The sequence below is a fragment of the Vibrio ishigakensis genome (assembly GCF_024347675.1).
Taxonomy (GTDB): Bacteria; Pseudomonadota; Gammaproteobacteria; order Enterobacterales; family Vibrionaceae; genus Vibrio; species Vibrio ishigakensis.
Window position 1 is genome coordinate 488,627 of the sequence record NZ_AP024881.1, and the last position, 17,100, is coordinate 505,726.

Below are 17,100 nucleotides of genomic sequence, written 5' to 3' on the forward strand. Positions count from 1 at the left end.
ACAATCCCTGTTGGTTGATGAAAAAGCAGACTCCATGTCCGCAACCGGATGTTAAGTTGTTAACATCCGGTCTCTTAAATTTAACACTTATAGAGGATTTAGCTCAATCAGTTTTTCAGTACGCTCAACGGCGTCTTGCAGGTTAAGTTCTTTATAAGCAATAAGTTGTAGCTCTAAAGACTTACGTGCAGCCTCTGTATCAGGGTAGGTTTTCTGGATCTCTTGAGCTCGGTTAATCGCAGCAATCCAGGCCTCACGGCGGATATAAAAGTCGGCCGTTGCTAGGTCGTATTCCGCCAAACGGTGCTTCAATGCCACCATGCGTTTTTGTGCATCTTCCGCATACGCACTGTTTGGATAGCGTTGCAGTAGACGTTTGAAGTCAGCGAAAGCCAGTTTTACAGGCTCAGGGTCACGGTCAGAGCGGTCGATATTAAAGACATCGTGTAGGAAGTTTCTATCCTGTGCCATATGCGAAAGACCGCGCATATATAGAACCCAGTCAGAACGTTGATGCGTTGGATTCAAACGAGTAAAACGTTCGATGGTCGCAAGTGCCAATGGCAGTTCATCGTTTTTGTAGTAAGCGTAGATAAGGTCTAGCTGTACCTGCTCAGAATAAGGGCCAAACGGATAACGAGAATCTAGGGCTTCAAGCTTTTCGATAGCAGATGGCCATGCACCAGTACGCAGTGATGATTGTGCATCCGCATACAGATCTGCCGGTGGGACGTCCGGTACGATTTCATCGCTACTACTGCAACCTACCAGTAGGAAGACGGATAGCAGACCGATTAAAGAGAAATGTTTCATTTTAAAACTAGAAGCCATGCTCGAGAATTTTATTTGTTGGGTTGCCGTTACAATCGGCCGGTTAGCGGATACAATAACGAAAACGTCTATTTTTTCATAGTCGCAAGCATTAGTCCCACAGTTTTTTAAAAAGTTCGATATGGCCCAGCAGATAGAATTAAAAAGTACCGTTAACCCAAGCCAATTAGGTCAACGATTAGACCAAGCGGTTGCAGAATTGTTTGATGAATTCTCCCGTTCACGCATTAAAGAGTGGTTATTGGCAGGCAAGATCTCTGTTGATGGCCAGGTTATTACTAAGCCTCGCTTCAAAGTGATGGGCGGTGAAGAGATCGTCGTTGCTGCCGAGATTGAAGATGAAGAACGTTGGGAAGCGCAAGATATTCCTCTAAACGTGGTATATGAAGATGATGACCTTCTGGTTATAAACAAACCACGTGACTTCGTTGTTCACCCAGGCGCGGGTACCCCAGACGGCACAGTGCTGAATGCTTTGCTGTTCCATTATCCTCAGATTGCCGAAGTTCCTCGTGCCGGTATCGTGCACCGTCTGGATAAGGACACCACGGGTTTGATGGTGGTAGCTAAGAACGTACCTACCCAGACTCGCCTTGTTCGTGCTCTGCAAAAGCGCCGTATTACCCGTGAGTATGAAGCGATTGCTATTGGTAAGATGACAGCTGGTGGCATGGTTGAAAAGCCTATCGGCCGTCACTCAACTAAGCGTACCTTGATGGCAGTAAACGAGCTAGGTAAGCCAGCAATTACTCACTATCGAGTTGCAGAGCACTTCCGTGAACACACTCGTATTCGTCTTCGTCTAGAGACAGGTCGTACTCACCAGATCCGTGTACACATGTCATATCTACAACACCCGCTTCTTGGTGATGTGGCTTATGGTGGCCGTGCGCGTATTCCTCGTGGCGCATCGGAAGAACTTACTCAGATGATTCGTAGCTTTGACCGTCAAGCACTGCACGCAGTAATGCTGAAGTTTGAACACCCAAGTACCGGTGAAGAAATGCAATTCCATGCACTAGTGCCAGATGACATGGTAGCTATGGCTGAAGCCCTTCGAGAAGATGCTCAACTGAACCACGAAGAAGAGTATTAATGAGATTCATTCTGCCTAAATGGTCTCTGCCTAAGAATGTAAAAGCCATCAGCTCGACTCGAGCGGGTGGCTTTTCACAAGGTGACTTTGCCAGCCTCAACTTGGGAATGCATGTCTCTGATGATGCAGCTGTTGTGCAGAAGAATCGAGACCATTTGCAAGCTGTGAGTGGTATGCCATCTGCTCCGGTATGGATGAATCAGACTCACTCTACGGTTGTCGCTTCGGTATCTGAATCAACCGCAGTTGCTACAGAGTCCGATGCCTTGGTTACCTCAATGCCAGGTGTGGTATTGAGTGTAATGACCGCAGACTGCCTACCGGTTTTGTTTGCTAGTAGAGATGGCACTCAGGTGGCATCGGCTCATGCAGGATGGCGTGGTTTAGCGGGTGGCATCCTTGAAAATACCCTAGAACATTTCTCTGATGAAGTGAGTGTTTGGATTGGTCCTGCAATAAGCATCGATGCTTTTGAGGTAGGAGAAGAGGTGCGTCAGCAATTTGTTGATGCAGATGCTGGAGATGCAGTAGCTTTTCATCAACATAAACCGGGTAAGTTTATGGCTGACCTTCCGCTACTGGCCAAAAACAGACTCGCTCGCACGGGCTGCACAGACGTTTCTTTGTCTGAATTGTGCACCTATAAAGATGCTGAAAACTTCTTTTCGTACAGAAGACAGTCCAACACCGGCCGTCAGGCTAGCTTTATCTGGATCGAGTCTTAATTTAGATAAAGTCATATATTTGCCTTGAAAAATGCATTTTGTGCATCCATTTGAATAGAAAGTAAACAATGAGTTTGTATTCAAATAGGAGTTCGAAATGCGTTTTGACCGTTTGACTGGTAAATTCCAATCAGCCATCTCGGATGCACAGTCTCTTGCTGTAGGCCGAGACCATCAATATATAGAACCCACTCATCTATTATTCTCACTGCTTAACCAAGAAGGTGGCAGTATTCGTCCATTGCTGACCCTGCTTCAAGTGGACTTGGTGAAGTTGCGTGCTCAGCTGTCTGAACAGCTGGATAAATTCCCAAAAGTAACTGGCATGTCTGCTGATGTTCAGGTGTCTCAGCCTTTAACTAAGCTACTTAATCTATGTGACAAGTTCGCCCAGAAGCGCAACGACAGCTATATCTCGTCAGAGCTATTCCTTCAGGCCGCCATACACGACAATAGCCAACTTGGCCCAATGCTTAAGGCGCAAGGTCTAACCGAGCAAAAAATCGTAGAGGCCATCGAAAAGATCACTGGTGGTCAAAAGGTCGATGACCCAAATGCGGAAGAACAGCGTCAAGCACTAGAGAAATACACCATAGACCTTACTGCTCGTGCCGAGCAGGGCAAGCTCGATCCTGTGATTGGCCGTGATGACGAGATCCGTCGCACCGTTCAGGTATTGCAACGCCGTACTAAGAATAACCCTGTGCTTATCGGTGAACCTGGTGTAGGTAAAACCGCTATCGTTGAAGGACTTGCTCAGCGCATCATTAATGATGAGGTGCCTGAAGGTCTGAAAGGCCGCCGCGTACTTGCCCTCGATATGGGGGCATTGGTTGCGGGTGCTAAATATAGAGGAGAGTTTGAGGAACGCTTGAAAGCGGTTCTAAATGAACTTGCTCAGGAAGAGGGTAACGTCATCCTCTTTATCGATGAGATGCATACCATGGTCGGCGCCGGTAAAGGTGAGGGCGCGATGGATGCAGGAAATATGCTTAAACCTGCACTGGCTCGTGGTGAACTGCACTGCGTAGGCGCCACCACTCTCGATGAGCACAGACAATATATAGAGAAAGATCCAGCTCTAGAGCGCCGATTCCAAAAGGTGCTGGTGGATGAGCCTACGGTGGAAGATACCATCGCTATCTTGCGTGGTCTAAAAGAGAAGTATGAGCTTCACCACCATGTAGATATTACTGACCCAGCGATTGTAGCGGCAGCCACTTTATCTCATCGTTACGTTTCTGATAGACAGCTTCCCGATAAAGCCATCGATCTGATCGATGAAGCGGCTTCTTCTATACGTATGCAGATAGACTCTAAACCGGAGTCGATGGATAAGCTCGACCGCAAAATCATTCAACTAAAAATGGAGCAACAGGCTCTTAGTAAAGAGGATGATGATGCTAGTCGTAAGCGCGTGGCTTTAATTAATGAAGAGTTGAAAGAAAAAGAACGCCAGTATGCTGAGCTGGATGAGGTATGGACTGCAGAAAAAGCCTCCTTATCTGGAACACAGAATATTAAGGCTGAACTGGAACAGGCGCGCCTTGATATTGAGTTTGCTCGAAGGGCGGGCGACCTCAATAGAATGTCTGAGCTTCAATATGGCCGTATCCCAGAGCTTGAGAAACAACTTCAGCTTGCGGCAGATGCTGAGCAACAAGAAATGACGCTTCTCAAGAACAAGGTCACCGATGCTGAGATTGCTGAGGTTCTATCGAAGCAAACCGGTATTCCAGTAGCCAAGATGCTAGAGGCGGAAAAGAGCAAGCTTCTGCGAATGGAAGATGAGCTTCATGAAAGAGTCATCGGACAGAATGAAGCTGTGGATGCGGTAGCTGATGCAATTCGCCGCAGTCGAGCAGGCTTATCTGATCCTAACAAGCCAATTGGTTCCTTCTTATTCTTAGGCCCAACAGGTGTAGGTAAGACTGAGCTGTGTAAGAGCCTAGCGAACTTCTTATTCGACAGTCAGGACGCCATGGTGCGTATCGATATGTCTGAGTTTATGGAGAAACACTCTGTAGCTCGCCTTGTTGGTGCACCTCCTGGTTACGTAGGCTATGAAGAAGGTGGTTATCTAACGGAAGCGGTGCGTCGCCGTCCTTATTCTGTGATTCTATTGGATGAGGTAGAGAAGGCACATCCGGATGTATTCAATATCCTGCTACAGGTGTTGGACGACGGTCGTCTAACCGACGGTCAGGGTCGTACGGTAGATTTCCGCAATACGGTTTTGATTATGACCTCTAACTTAGGCTCTACAGAAATTCATCAAGGATTTGGTGAAGCTACCTATACAGAGATGAAAGAGCGAGTAATGGAAGTGGTGAAGAATCATTTCCGTCCTGAGTTCTTAAACCGTGTAGATGAGAGTGTTGTTTTCCACCCATTGGGCCAAAAGCATATTCAGAATATCGCTGCTATTCAGCTCGAGGCATTAAGCAAGCGCCTAGAGTCGAAAGAGTATCTACTATCTGTTAGCGCCGAAGCCTTAGATAAGATTGCACAAATCGGTTTTGACCCAGTATATGGTGCAAGACCACTTAAGCGAGCAATACAGCAATATATAGAAAACCCGCTAGCTAAATCTCTATTGGCTGGGAAATTTGTACCCGGTGCCGAAATAAAGCTAGTGGTTGAAGGTGAAGAGATCGTCGCGAAACAGAATTAATTCACCTAATTGACCCCTTTAAAACGCGAAGAAATGCCACGAAAACGTTTGCTATGTGCAGTAATTAATCAAACGATAGTTTTCTTCAAAAAAAGTGTTTTTTAGGGGTTGTCAGGGGGCGCTCGATCCTTATAATGCGCCTCCGTTGTCACGACAAACATCGCAGACGACAAGCGGTTCTAAAAAGATGAATTGATTGATAAAAAAGTGGTTGACACTGAAAATTAACTCATTAGAATAGGCCGTCCGCTTTGAGAGGTAAGCCTCGAAAAAGCAAGCTCTTTAACAATTTAAACCTATCAATCTGTGTGGGCACTCGTTGATGATAATCCAAAAAGATTTATCAATGAACTGAGTGACCAAACGAGTCGAAAGACTTGGCACAGTCAATTCATTATCGTTCTGTTGGAACGATAATAGCTTTAAAATTACTTAGTGATTTTGAAGTCAGTATTCATTGAGCCGTTCTTCGGAACAACAAAACTTTAATTGAAGAGTTTGATCATGGCTCAGATTGAACGCTGGCGGCAGGCCTAACACATGCAAGTCGAGCGGAAACGACTTAACTGAACCTTCGGGGAACGTTAAGGGCGTCGAGCGGCGGACGGGTGAGTAATGCCTGGGAATATGCCTTGATGTGGGGGATAACCATTGGAAACGATGGCTAATACCGCATAATCTCTTCGGAGCAAAGAGGGGGACCTTCGGGCCTCTCGCGTCAAGATTAGCCCAGGTGGGATTAGCTAGTTGGTGAGGTAATGGCTCACCAAGGCGACGATCCCTAGCTGGTCTGAGAGGATGATCAGCCACACTGGAACTGAGACACGGTCCAGACTCCTACGGGAGGCAGCAGTGGGGAATATTGCACAATGGGCGCAAGCCTGATGCAGCCATGCCGCGTGTGTGAAGAAGGCCTTCGGGTTGTAAAGCACTTTCAGCAGTGAGGAAGGTGGTGTCGTTAATAGCGGCATCATTTGACGTTAGCTGCAGAAGAAGCACCGGCTAACTCCGTGCCAGCAGCCGCGGTAATACGGAGGGTGCGAGCGTTAATCGGAATTACTGGGCGTAAAGCGCATGCAGGTGGTTTGTTAAGTCAGATGTGAAAGCCCGGGGCTCAACCTCGGAACCGCATTTGAAACTGGCAGGCTAGAGTACTGTAGAGGGGGGTAGAATTTCAGGTGTAGCGGTGAAATGCGTAGAGATCTGAAGGAATACCGGTGGCGAAGGCGGCCCCCTGGACAGATACTGACACTCAGATGCGAAAGCGTGGGGAGCAAACAGGATTAGATACCCTGGTAGTCCACGCCGTAAACGATGTCTACTTGGAGGTTGTGGCCTTGAGCCGTGGCTTTCGGAGCTAACGCGTTAAGTAGACCGCCTGGGGAGTACGGTCGCAAGATTAAAACTCAAATGAATTGACGGGGGCCCGCACAAGCGGTGGAGCATGTGGTTTAATTCGATGCAACGCGAAGAACCTTACCTACTCTTGACATCCAGAGAACTTTTCAGAGATGAATTGGTGCCTTCGGGAACTCTGAGACAGGTGCTGCATGGCTGTCGTCAGCTCGTGTTGTGAAATGTTGGGTTAAGTCCCGCAACGAGCGCAACCCTTATCCTTGTTTGCCAGCACGTAATGGTGGGAACTCCAGGGAGACTGCCGGTGATAAACCGGAGGAAGGTGGGGACGACGTCAAGTCATCATGGCCCTTACGAGTAGGGCTACACACGTGCTACAATGGCGCATACAGAGGGCGGCCAACTCGCGAGAGTGAGCGAATCCCAAAAAGTGCGTCGTAGTCCGGATTGGAGTCTGCAACTCGACTCCATGAAGTCGGAATCGCTAGTAATCGTAGATCAGAATGCTACGGTGAATACGTTCCCGGGCCTTGTACACACCGCCCGTCACACCATGGGAGTGGGCTGCAAAAGAAGTGGGTAGTTTAACCTTCGGGAGGACGCTCACCACTTTGTGGTTCATGACTGGGGTGAAGTCGTAACAAGGTAGCCCTAGGGGAACCTGGGGCTGGATCACCTCCTTATACGATGATTACTCACGATGAGTGTCCACACAGATTGATACGGTTTAGAAAGTAAAGAGATTAGAGATGTCCCCCAAGACATCTCACTTAGTGTCCCGTTCGTCTAGAGGCCTAGGACACCGCCCTTTCACGGCGGTAACAGGGGTTCGACTCCCCTACGGGATACCATTGGGTCGTTAGCTCAGTTGGTAGAGCAGTTGACTTTTAATCAATTGGTCGCAGGTTCGAATCCTGCACGACCCACCATTTCTCATGGGGCTATAGCTCAGCTGGGAGAGCGCCTGCCTTGCACGCAGGAGGTCTGCGGTTCGATCCCGCATAGCTCCACCATGAGAGATTCCTACCACAGGAATTAAAAATAATGTGGGCGATTAGCTCAGTTGGGAGAGCACCTCCCTTACAAGGAGGGGGTCACTGGTTCGAGCCCGGTATCGCCCACCATTCTCTAAACATTTTTGGATTATGAAGTTCCAAACCAGAGCAAGAAATTGATGCTGGTTGGATTTTTTGTCGCCTAAGAATCTTTAGAAAATGCTTTTATTAAGTATTTTGCTCTTTAACAATTTGGAAAGCTGACGAATATTGTTTGATTAACAATATTCAATTAAAAGTTCTCAAATCCTAAATCTTTATGATTTAGGTACCAACACACAATCAAGTGTTCTTGGAATTTGAGTCCGGCAAAATCGAGTCTGCATCATGTTTAAATAATTGCAGACAACTTTGGTGATTTAACCTTTGTCTTCACTTTTTAAAAGTGAAAGCAAATAGGTCAACCTTAAAGAAACTTCTTTGGGTTGTATGGTTAAGTGACTAAGCGTACACGGTGGATGCCTTGGCAGTCAGAGGCGATGAAAGACGTATTAACTTGCGATAAGCCCAGATTAGGTAGTAAAAACCATTTGAGTCTGGGATTTCTGAATGGGGAAACCCAATTGCATAAGCAATTATCTTGCACTGAATACATAGGTGTAAGAGGCGAACCGGGGGAACTGAAACATCTAAGTACCCCGAGGAAAAGAAATCAACCGAGATTCCGAAAGTAGCGGCGAGCGAAATTGGATTAGCCCTTAAGCTTTTAATGCGTTAGACGAATGTTCTGGAAAGTTCAACGATACAGGGTGATAGTCCCGTAGTTGTCGACGCATCATCAGTGAAATCGAGTAGGGCGGGACACGTGATATCCTGTCTGAATATGGGGGGACCATCCTCCAAGGCTAAATACTACTGACTGACCGATAGTGAACCAGTACCGTGAGGGAAAGGCGAAAAGAACCCCTGTGAGGGGAGTGAAATAGAACCTGAAACCGTGTACGTACAAGCAGTAGGAGCACCTTCGTGGTGTGACTGCGTACCTTTTGTATAATGGGTCAGCGACTTATATTCAGTGGCAAGGTTAACCATCTAGGGGAGCCGTAGGGAAACCGAGTCTTAACTGGGCGTTCAGTCTCTGGATATAGACCCGAAACCAGGTGATCTAGCCATGGGCAGGTTGAAGGTTGAGTAACATCAACTGGAGGACCGAACCGACTAATGTTGAAAAATTAGCGGATGACTTGTGGCTAGGGGTGAAAGGCCAATCAAACCTGGAGATAGCTGGTTCTCCCCGAAATCTATTTAGGTAGAGCCTCGGACGAATACCAATGGGGGTAGAGCACTGTTAAGGCTAGGGGGTCATCCCGACTTACCAACCCTTTGCAAACTCCGAATACCATTGAGTACTATCCGGGAGACACACGGCGGGTGCTAACGTCCGTCGTGGAGAGGGAAACAACCCAGACCGCCAGCTAAGGTCCCAAAGTATAGCTAAGTGGGAAACGATGTGGGAAGGCTTAGACAGCCAGGATGTTGGCTTAGAAGCAGCCATCATTTAAAGAAAGCGTAATAGCTCACTGGTCGAGTCGGCCTGCGCGGAAGATGTAACGGGGCTAAGCTATACACCGAAGCTGCGGCTGCTAATTTTATTAGCGGGGTAGGGGAGCGTTCTGTAAGCCGTTGAAGGTGGTCTGTAAGGGCTGCTGGAGGTATCAGAAGTGCGAATGCTGACATGAGTAACGATAAAGGGGGTGAAAAACCTCCTCGCCGGAAGACCAAGGGTTCCTGTCCAACGTTAATCGGGGCAGGGTAAGTCGACCCCTAAGGCGAGGCCGAAAGGCGTAGTCGATGGGAAACGGGTTAATATTCCCGTACTTCTTATAATTGCGATGGGGGGACGGAGAAGGCTAGGTGGGCCTGGCGACGGTCGTCCAGGTTCAAGTATGTAGGCGGAAGGTTTAGGTAAATCCGGACTTTCTTAACGCTGAGATACGATGTCGAGCCGCTACGTGCGGTGAAGTCATTGATGCCATGCTTCCAGGAAAAGCCTCTAAGCTTCAGATTATAAGGAATCGTACCCCAAACCGACACAGGTGGTCGGGTAGAGAATACCAAGGCGCTTGAGAGAACTCGGGTGAAGGAACTAGGCAAAATGGTACCGTAACTTCGGGAGAAGGTACGCTCTCGACGGTGAAGTCCCTTGCGGATGGAGCTATTGGGAGTCGCAGATACCAGGTGGCTGCAACTGTTTATTAAAAACACAGCACTGTGCAAAATCGTAAGATGACGTATACGGTGTGACGCCTGCCCGGTGCCGGAAGGTTAATTGATGGGGTTAGACGTAAGTCGAAGCTCTTGATCGAAGCCCCGGTAAACGGCGGCCGTAACTATAACGGTCCTAAGGTAGCGAAATTCCTTGTCGGGTAAGTTCCGACCTGCACGAATGGCGTAATGATGGCCACGCTGTCTCCACCCGAGACTCAGTGAAATTGAAATCGCTGTGAAGATGCAGTGTACCCGCGGCTAGACGGAAAGACCCCGTGAACCTTTACTACAGCTTGGCACTGAACATTGAGCCTACATGTGTAGGATAGGTGGGAGGCTTTGAAACCAGTACGCCAGTATTGGTGGAGCCATCCTTGAAATACCACCCTTGTATGTTTGATGTTCTAACTTAGCCCCATTATCTGGGGTGAGGACAGTGCCTGGTGGGTAGTTTGACTGGGGCGGTCTCCTCCCAAAGAGTAACGGAGGAGCACGAAGGTGGGCTAATCACGGTTGGACATCGTGAGGTTAGTGCAATGGCATAAGCCCGCTTGACTGCGAGAATGACAATTCGAGCAGGTGCGAAAGCAGGTCATAGTGATCCGGTGGTTCTGAATGGAAGGGCCATCGCTCAACGGATAAAAGGTACTCCGGGGATAACAGGCTGATACCGCCCAAGAGTTCATATCGACGGCGGTGTTTGGCACCTCGATGTCGGCTCATCACATCCTGGGGCTGAAGTCGGTCCCAAGGGTATGGCTGTTCGCCATTTAAAGTGGTACGCGAGCTGGGTTTAGAACGTCGTGAGACAGTTCGGTCCCTATCTGCCGTGGGCGTTGGAAGATTGAAGGGGGCTGCTCCTAGTACGAGAGGACCGGAGTGGACGAACCTCTGGTGTTCGGGTTGTCATGCCAATGGCATTGCCCGGTAGCTAAGTTCGGAATCGATAACCGCTGAAAGCATCTAAGCGGGAAGCGAGCCCTGAGATGAGTCTTCCCTGGCACTTTAAGTGTCCTGAAGGGTTGTTCGAGACTAGAACGTTGATAGGCAGGGTGTGTAAGCGTTGTGAGGCGTTGAGCTAACCTGTACTAATTGCCCGTGAGGCTTAACCATACAACACCTAAGAGGTTTTGAGTTGGACTCAAAGATAGAACGTTGATTGTGTGATGAACTTTTAGATAGCTTTCCGAATTTTAAGAATTTGCTTGGCGACCATAGCGTTGTGGACCCACCTGATTCCATGCCGAACTCAGAAGTGAAACGCAATAGCGCCGATGGTAGTGTGGGGTTTCCCCATGTGAGAGTAGGACATCGCCAGGCTTGCTTTAAGTTTTCAGATTTTTAAGCAAAAATCTGAAAGCAAAAACTGAATAAGGCAGATTGTAAGACCTTGTTTAGTAACAAATTGGTGCGGAGTGGTAGTTCAGTTGGTTAGAATACCGGCCTGTCACGCCGGGGGTCGCGGGTTCGAGTCCCGTCCACTCCGCCACTTATTAGCGAAACCTCAGTCGAAAGGCTGAGGTTTTTTGCTATTTGAAGAATTGATTTTTGCTCTTTGAGCAAACGAGTCCCGCTTGAGCGCAAGCCCGGCCACTCCGCCACTAACAGAGAAGCCCTAGTCGAAAGACTAGGGCTTTTTTACGTCTATAGGTTTTATAAAATCTCAGACTAGCCGTCCGCGACGAAACACTAGGGCTTTTTACGTTTGAAGCTTTTCTAATTCTGCTGATAGCTGATAGCTGATAGCTGATAGCTCCGTCTCCTATTGAGTCTCCGCGCGGCGTTGTTACTATACCTGTATCCCCACTTAAGAGATTATTGTTATGCCTCATTTTAGATTCCGCGCTGTAGAGCGCGAAACAGTTCAGGTACTTTCTAAGACCTTAATTGATGAACTACAGCCTGTGATGGATTGTCCTCGAGAGGACTTTACCTTTGAATTGATTGCGACTGAGTTTTTCTTAGAGGGAGAGGTAAGCTCAGCTTATCCATTTGTAGAGGTGATGTGGTTCGATAGAGGGCAGGATAAACAGGATATCTGTGCCAAAGCCATTACCGAGCAAGTTCGTCAGAGTTTGGGTAAAGATGTTGATGTGGCGGTTATCTTCACTGCGCTCTCACCAAGTCAGTATTACGATAACGGCGAACACTACTAATAAAAAAGGCGAACCTAAGGTTCGCCTTTGTTGTATTTATTCTGAATTAAGCGCTACGCTTCTTCACCTTACTATGAAGGAAGAGAGCGAAGAGTATGATTGCGCCACCTATAGTCAGACGAAGTAGGTCTTCATCTCTATTCCATATAGTGACGTTTACGATAAGACCTGCAGGGATCAGGGCGTTGTTCATGATTGCGAGATAACCAGGGTCAACCTGACTAGCACCTCGGTTCCATAGGAAATAGCCTAATCCTGAAGCACCGACACCAAGCCACAATAGAATGCCTAGTTGTAGAGGGTCGCTTAGCATTTCAGCTTTGCCCCAGATAGCCCAAGCTATGCTAACTACAACGAATGCACCAATGTAGAACCAACCGAAGATATCTCTTTGGCGCATTTCCTGACGAGACTCTTTAAAGTATTTGTATCCCACCTGACCGAATGCGAAGCATAGGTTAGAGCATTGAACTACAAGGAAACCAATCAGGTAGTCTTCGGTAATACTGTCATAACGAATTACCACTGCACCGGCTACAGCTACAAGAGCAGTGACTAAGTACCAAGGGTTAAACTGTTTCTTTAACGCATCATAGATAAGGGTGACGTAGATTGGGGTGAATACGGTGAAGATTAGTACTTCGGGTACGGTAAGTAGCAAGAACGACTGATAGTAGAAGATATACATCAAACCCAATTGGATGCCGCCTATGCCCATTAACTGAAATGCTTCTTTCTTGGTTACGGCCTTGAGGCGCAGGAATGGTAGAAAGACCAATGCCGCGAGTGCGATACGAACCCAAACTGATACATAGGCATCCACCTGTCCCGCCAGATAAACACCAATCAAACTAAAAGATAGTGACCACATGATGGTCGTAACGATTAAATATCCCAAAATTACCTCGAATAACGATAATCTAGATTTTCTTGTTTCCGTGGTCCGGTAATGGACCAAAAGAACTCTATTCCTTGTTCACCCTTGATGACCCTGCCGCTATAGATATCATCGCCACAAAGGTGGGCTTGTTCGCTTTCCCACGAATCAGATTCGGAGTGATAAATAAGCTCAAATAACTCAACCTGTTTATCTCTTCCAAAACGTGAATGAAGCAGGCGGATGCGAGTATCCGTCAGTTTTTGCCAGATAAATTCGTTATTGGTTTCAACCTTATGGCCATTTTGCGCAAGAACAAACTGCCCTGTTTCAGTGAAGAAAAGTGTGTCCTTCTCTAGGCGCAAAGAGACACTGCCTTGCCCTTCACCGGCCCAACCCATAACGGATTTTTCTCCCGGTTTGGACTCATATTTGTATTGGCGGATGGATTGCAGTGCACTCCACAAATCAAACATAAACGACACCTAAATAAGCGAAAAAAAATCCGACACCTGAAACAAGTATCGGATTATTGAATAGAGTAGCGAGTTACGCGAGCCCTTGAATTACAACGAATTTCTCAAGAAGCTCTTCATCTGTTTCAACGCGCTGTGGATCGGTAATGATGCACTTGGTAATCGGACAAACCGACTGACACGTTGGCGCATCGTAGTGACCTTTACACTCGGTGCAAAGGTCTGGATCAATCTCATAAATAGAGTCACCCATGCTGATAGCATCGTTTGGGCACTCTGGTTCGCACATATCACAGTTGATGCAACTGCTTTGGATAAGTAATGCCATGGATTACTTGCCTGTTGGATTACGAGTATCCTGACCTGCGTTTAGGTTACGCATCAGAAGACCGTATTCCAGATCCAAGTCCTGAGGTACAGGGATAAACACGAAGTGGCCATTACCTTTTGCATCGGTAATCTGCTCTGACTTACGGTTTTCCATCGCCTCCAGGTTAAAGATAACATTGCCTTTAGGAGTCATTAGCTCAAGGCTGTCACCTACAATGAATTTGTTCTTAACTTCTACCTCTGCTAGGTCACCACGGCGCTTGCCAGTGAACTCACCAACAAACTGCTGAGAGTCAGATACTGAGTAGCCGTAGTCGTAGTTTTGGTATGCATCATGGGTGTGACGACGAAGGAAGCCTTCGGTGTAGCCACGGTGCGCTAGGCTCTCTAGGGTACCTAGTAGTGTCTCATCAAATGGCTTGCCAGCAACTGCGTCGTCGATTGCTTTACGATAAACCTGAGCGGTACGAGCACAGTAGTAAAAAGACTTAGTACGACCTTCGATCTTAAGCGAGTGCACACCCATCTTGGTTAGGCGCTCTACATGCTGAACTGCACGCAGGTCCTTAGAGTTCATGATATAGGTGCCGTGCTCATCCTCAAATGCCGCCATTTTTTCTTCTGGACGGTGAGCTTCAGACAGCAGAACGACTTCGTCAGTTGGCTTGCCGCGACCGATAGTGGTTTCAGGACGCTCGTCTTGAACTTCTACAGCTTGCGCTTCAGTCGGGTCAAACTTCTCAACGATATCGCCAGCGTCGTTTTCTTTACCTTCTTCTACCTTGTATTCCCAACGACATGCGTTGGTGCAAGTACCTTGGTTCGGGTCACGCTTGTTGATGTAACCAGACAGTAGGCAGCGACCAGAGTAGGCCATGCACAGAGCACCGTGAACGAATACCTCTAGCTCTGTCTCAGGGCAGTGTTCGCGGATCTCTTCGATTTCTTCAAGTGATAGCTCACGAGAAACGATAACGCGTTCAACACCGTTGGCAGCCCAGAACTTAACCGTTGCCCAGTTCACGGCGTTTGCTTGAACAGATAGGTGGATTGGCATTTCTGGGAAGGCTTCACGAACCATCATGATAAGGCCAGGATCAGACATGATTAGGGCATCAGGGCCCATTTCAACTACCGGCTTAAGGTCGCGAATAAAGGTTTTTAGCTTAGAGTTGTGTGGTTGGATGTTACAAACAACGTACAGCTTCTTACCTTGAGCGTGTGCTTCATCGATACCTATCTGTAGGTTCTCGTGGTTAAACTCGTTGTTTCTTACACGAAGGCTGTAACGTGGTTGGCCTGCATATACTGCGTCTGCACCATAAGCAAAGGCGTAGCGCATGTTTTTAAGGCTACCTGCAGGAGATAGTAATTCTGGTTTGAACATCTTGTACACTCTTTCTGATTTCAAGTCAGGATCCCATCACTAAATGACGGGATATAAAGGAGGGCGAATTTTACGGTATCGATGTAAAAATCGCCACTAAAAAGTTTGTACAAGCCTAATTCTAGCTGATTTTATGCTTCTTCGAGGCCGCCAAGGGCAGTATGAAGGTCACCTACAAGTGCAAGAAGTTCTGAACTCATCAGTGAGAAGTCTGCATCGAAGCGTGCGCCCTTGTCTTCACGAGGGATATCATCGTTTTGGTCTTTGATTTCATCAACAAACTTAAGACGCTTAAGGCTAGCATCATCGGCTAGAACAAATTCGATGCGCTCTTGCCAGTTTAGAGCAAGTTTGGTCACAAACTTGTTCGCTTGGATGTGGTTTTTGATCTCTTCGCTTTGAAGGTCTTGTTGCTTACAGCGAATGATACCGCCGTCTTCTAGCGCTGACTTAAGCTCAGCTTCTTGAAGCACCTCGAATGTAGTCGGTGCATTGTCTGCATCTACCCAAGCGGTAAGCGTAGTTTCTACTGGTGTGTCAGGTAGTGCTGGAACAACAGGAAGGCTACCTAGGGTCTTACGAAGCAGGGCTAGAGCATCTTCTGCTTTCTTACTACTTGCAGCATCCACAAGAATTACGCCGTCATTAACAGAAACTAACAAGAAAGTTAGTTGGCTACGGGTAAAGGCGCGTGGCAGTAGATCGAGTAAAACTTCATCTTTGATAGTGTCGCGTTCGGTCTTTTTCAGGCGACGATTTTCTTTCTCTTCAAGAAGGTCAACCTTGTTTGCTACCGCATCATTTACCACAGATGCAGGAAGTAGTTTTTCTTCTTTTTTAGCACAAAGCAGAATCTTGCCTTCAGCTTGGTGGCTTAGAAGCTGGTCTTGGCCTGGCATGGCGTAGGTCCAACCAAACTTCTGTTTGTCTTGGCTGCCACAAGGTGCAAATTTGAAGTCACCCAGTTGGGCTTCTAGTTTCTCTAGGTCGATATCGATTTCACGATTGAATCGGTAAACAAGACAGTTTTTGAACCACATATTTGGACTCTGTTTTGGATTGCAAAGCAGAGATCATAATCCATTGCAGTGGCTTTCACCTAATACAAAAAATCGGTTGTGCGATGAATTTATTATGATTTTTTGTTTTCAATGGACACAAAAGTGTCATAATTTATCAAGATAATAAGCCGAGTTTGAGATTAATCGAGGTAATCAAAAAGATGTCTAGAAGAATCCTGGTTGTTGAGGATGAGGCGCCAATTCGCGAAATGCTTTGTTTTGTTTTGGAGCAGAAAGGCTATGAAACTATCGAAGCAGAAGACTATGACACTGCGATCAGTCTGCTAAAAGAACCGTTCCCTGATCTTGTACTTCTGGACTGGATGCTACCAGGCGGCACAGGTATTAATTTTATCAAACATCTTAAGCGTGAAGAGATGACCCGCAACATTCCAGTTGTGATGCTGACTGCGCGTGGTGAAGAAGAAGATAAGGTTAAAGGTCTTGAGGTTGGTGCTGATGATTACATCACTAAGCCTTTCTCCCCGAAAGAGCTGCTAGCTCGTCTTAAAGCTGTTATTCGTCGTGCATCTCCTACCTCTACAGAGGAAGTGATCGATGTACAAGGTCTGCGCCTTGACCCAGTTTCTCACCGTGTGACTGCACACGAACAAGCATTAGACATGGGCCCTACCGAGTTTAAGATGCTGCACTTCTTTATGACGCACCAAGAGCGCGTATATAGCCGTGAGCAACTACTAAACCATATCTGGGGTACTAATGTATATGTTGAGGATCGTACCGTTGACGTACACATCCGCCGATTAAGAAAGGCTTTAGAAGCGACTGAACACCATAAACTTGTCCAAACCGTTCGCGGTGCAGGTTACCGTTTTTCAACTAAAGCGTAATCTTGAGTTGGACTTTG

The 17,100-nt window shown here is 47.2% G+C and carries 11 protein-coding genes, 5 tRNA genes and 3 rRNA genes; 13 read left to right on the forward strand and 6 right to left on the reverse strand.

Going from position 1 to position 17,100, the window contains the following annotated elements:
- Positions 1-87: 87 nt before the first annotated feature.
- The gene (bamD, locus tag Pcarn_RS02320; RefSeq protein ID WP_261834802.1) at positions 88-813 is read right to left on the reverse strand and encodes an outer membrane protein assembly factor BamD; all 726 of its coding nucleotides are present in this window, start codon (positions 811-813) and stop codon (positions 88-90) included.
- A 139-nt stretch (positions 814-952) separates the two neighbouring features.
- Between bamD and rluD the strand changes: the two genes are divergently transcribed.
- The 12 genes from rluD to Pcarn_RS02380 all read left to right on the forward strand — a co-directional run bounded on the left by rluD (position 953) and on the right by Pcarn_RS02380 (position 12,101).
- The gene (rluD, locus tag Pcarn_RS02325) at positions 953-1,927 is read left to right on the forward strand and encodes a 23S rRNA pseudouridine(1911/1915/1917) synthase RluD (protein ID WP_261834803.1); all 975 of its coding nucleotides are present in this window, start codon (positions 953-955) and stop codon (positions 1,925-1,927) included.
- A complete protein-coding gene (pgeF, locus tag Pcarn_RS02330; protein WP_261834804.1) occupies positions 1,927-2,652 on the forward strand; it encodes a peptidoglycan editing factor PgeF in 726 nt (241 codons plus the stop codon). The genes rluD and pgeF overlap by 1 nt, the downstream gene beginning before the upstream one ends.
- Before the next feature lie 97 nt (positions 2,653-2,749).
- Positions 2,750-5,326 carry an ATP-dependent chaperone ClpB gene (gene clpB / locus Pcarn_RS02335; RefSeq protein WP_261834805.1) on the forward strand — a complete coding sequence of 859 codons (2,577 nt, stop codon included), beginning with the start codon at positions 2,750-2,752 and terminating at the stop codon, positions 5,324-5,326.
- Positions 5,327-5,812: 486 nt separating this feature from the next.
- Positions 5,813-7,365: ribosomal RNA gene (locus Pcarn_RS02340) — 16S ribosomal RNA — on the forward strand.
- Between the two features lie 92 nt (positions 7,366-7,457).
- Positions 7,458-7,533: transfer RNA gene (locus Pcarn_RS02345), tRNA-Glu, on the forward strand.
- Positions 7,534-7,535: 2 nt separating this feature from the next.
- A tRNA-Lys gene (locus Pcarn_RS02350) sits at positions 7,536-7,611 on the forward strand.
- 8 nt (positions 7,612-7,619) lie between these two features.
- Positions 7,620-7,695: transfer RNA gene (locus Pcarn_RS02355), tRNA-Ala, on the forward strand.
- A gap of 35 nt (positions 7,696-7,730) precedes the next feature.
- Positions 7,731-7,806 (forward strand) — tRNA-Val (locus Pcarn_RS02360).
- 362 nt (positions 7,807-8,168) lie between these two features.
- A 23S ribosomal RNA gene (locus Pcarn_RS02365) occupies positions 8,169-11,058 on the forward strand.
- Between the two features lie 91 nt (positions 11,059-11,149).
- A 5S ribosomal RNA gene (gene rrf, locus Pcarn_RS02370) occupies positions 11,150-11,265 on the forward strand.
- The 16S, 23S and 5S rRNA genes sit together here with 5 tRNA genes alongside, the layout of an rRNA operon.
- Positions 11,266-11,357: 92 nt before the next feature.
- A tRNA-Asp gene (locus Pcarn_RS02375) sits at positions 11,358-11,434 on the forward strand.
- Between the two features lie 334 nt (positions 11,435-11,768).
- The gene (locus tag Pcarn_RS02380) at positions 11,769-12,101 is read left to right on the forward strand and encodes a DUF1904 domain-containing protein (RefSeq protein WP_261834806.1); all 333 of its coding nucleotides are present in this window, start codon (positions 11,769-11,771) and stop codon (positions 12,099-12,101) included.
- Between the two features lie 46 nt (positions 12,102-12,147).
- Here Pcarn_RS02380 and Pcarn_RS02385 read toward each other — a convergent pair whose 3' ends face one another.
- The 5 genes from Pcarn_RS02385 to rdgC all read right to left on the reverse strand — a co-directional run bounded on the left by Pcarn_RS02385 (position 12,148) and on the right by rdgC (position 16,211).
- Entirely contained in the window at positions 12,148-12,999 is an 852-nt protein-coding gene (locus Pcarn_RS02385) for a DMT family transporter (RefSeq protein WP_390904463.1), read from the reverse strand.
- A 2-nt stretch (positions 13,000-13,001) separates the two neighbouring features.
- Positions 13,002-13,454 (reverse strand): DUF6314 family protein, encoded by a 453-nt coding sequence (locus tag Pcarn_RS02390; RefSeq protein ID WP_261834808.1) that lies wholly within the window; start codon positions 13,452-13,454, stop codon positions 13,002-13,004.
- A gap of 73 nt (positions 13,455-13,527) precedes the next feature.
- Positions 13,528-13,782: a YfhL family 4Fe-4S dicluster ferredoxin gene (locus Pcarn_RS02395; protein ID WP_261834809.1), complete on the reverse strand. Its 255-nt coding sequence runs from the start codon at positions 13,780-13,782 to the stop codon at positions 13,528-13,530.
- Between the two features lie 3 nt (positions 13,783-13,785).
- Positions 13,786-15,171, reverse strand: a complete 1,386-nt coding sequence (gene trhP, locus Pcarn_RS02400; protein ID WP_261834810.1) for a prephenate-dependent tRNA uridine(34) hydroxylase TrhP — start codon at positions 15,169-15,171, stop codon at positions 13,786-13,788.
- 131 nt (positions 15,172-15,302) lie between these two features.
- Positions 15,303-16,211, reverse strand: a complete 909-nt coding sequence (gene rdgC / locus Pcarn_RS02405) for a recombination-associated protein RdgC (RefSeq protein ID WP_261834811.1) — start codon at positions 16,209-16,211, stop codon at positions 15,303-15,305.
- Positions 16,212-16,393: 182 nt separating this feature from the next.
- Between rdgC and phoB the strand changes: the two genes are divergently transcribed.
- Positions 16,394-17,083, forward strand: coding sequence for a phosphate regulon transcriptional regulator PhoB (gene phoB, locus Pcarn_RS02410; RefSeq protein ID WP_261834812.1), 690 nt, complete (start codon positions 16,394-16,396; stop codon positions 17,081-17,083).
- Positions 17,084-17,100: the final 17 nt, after the last annotated feature.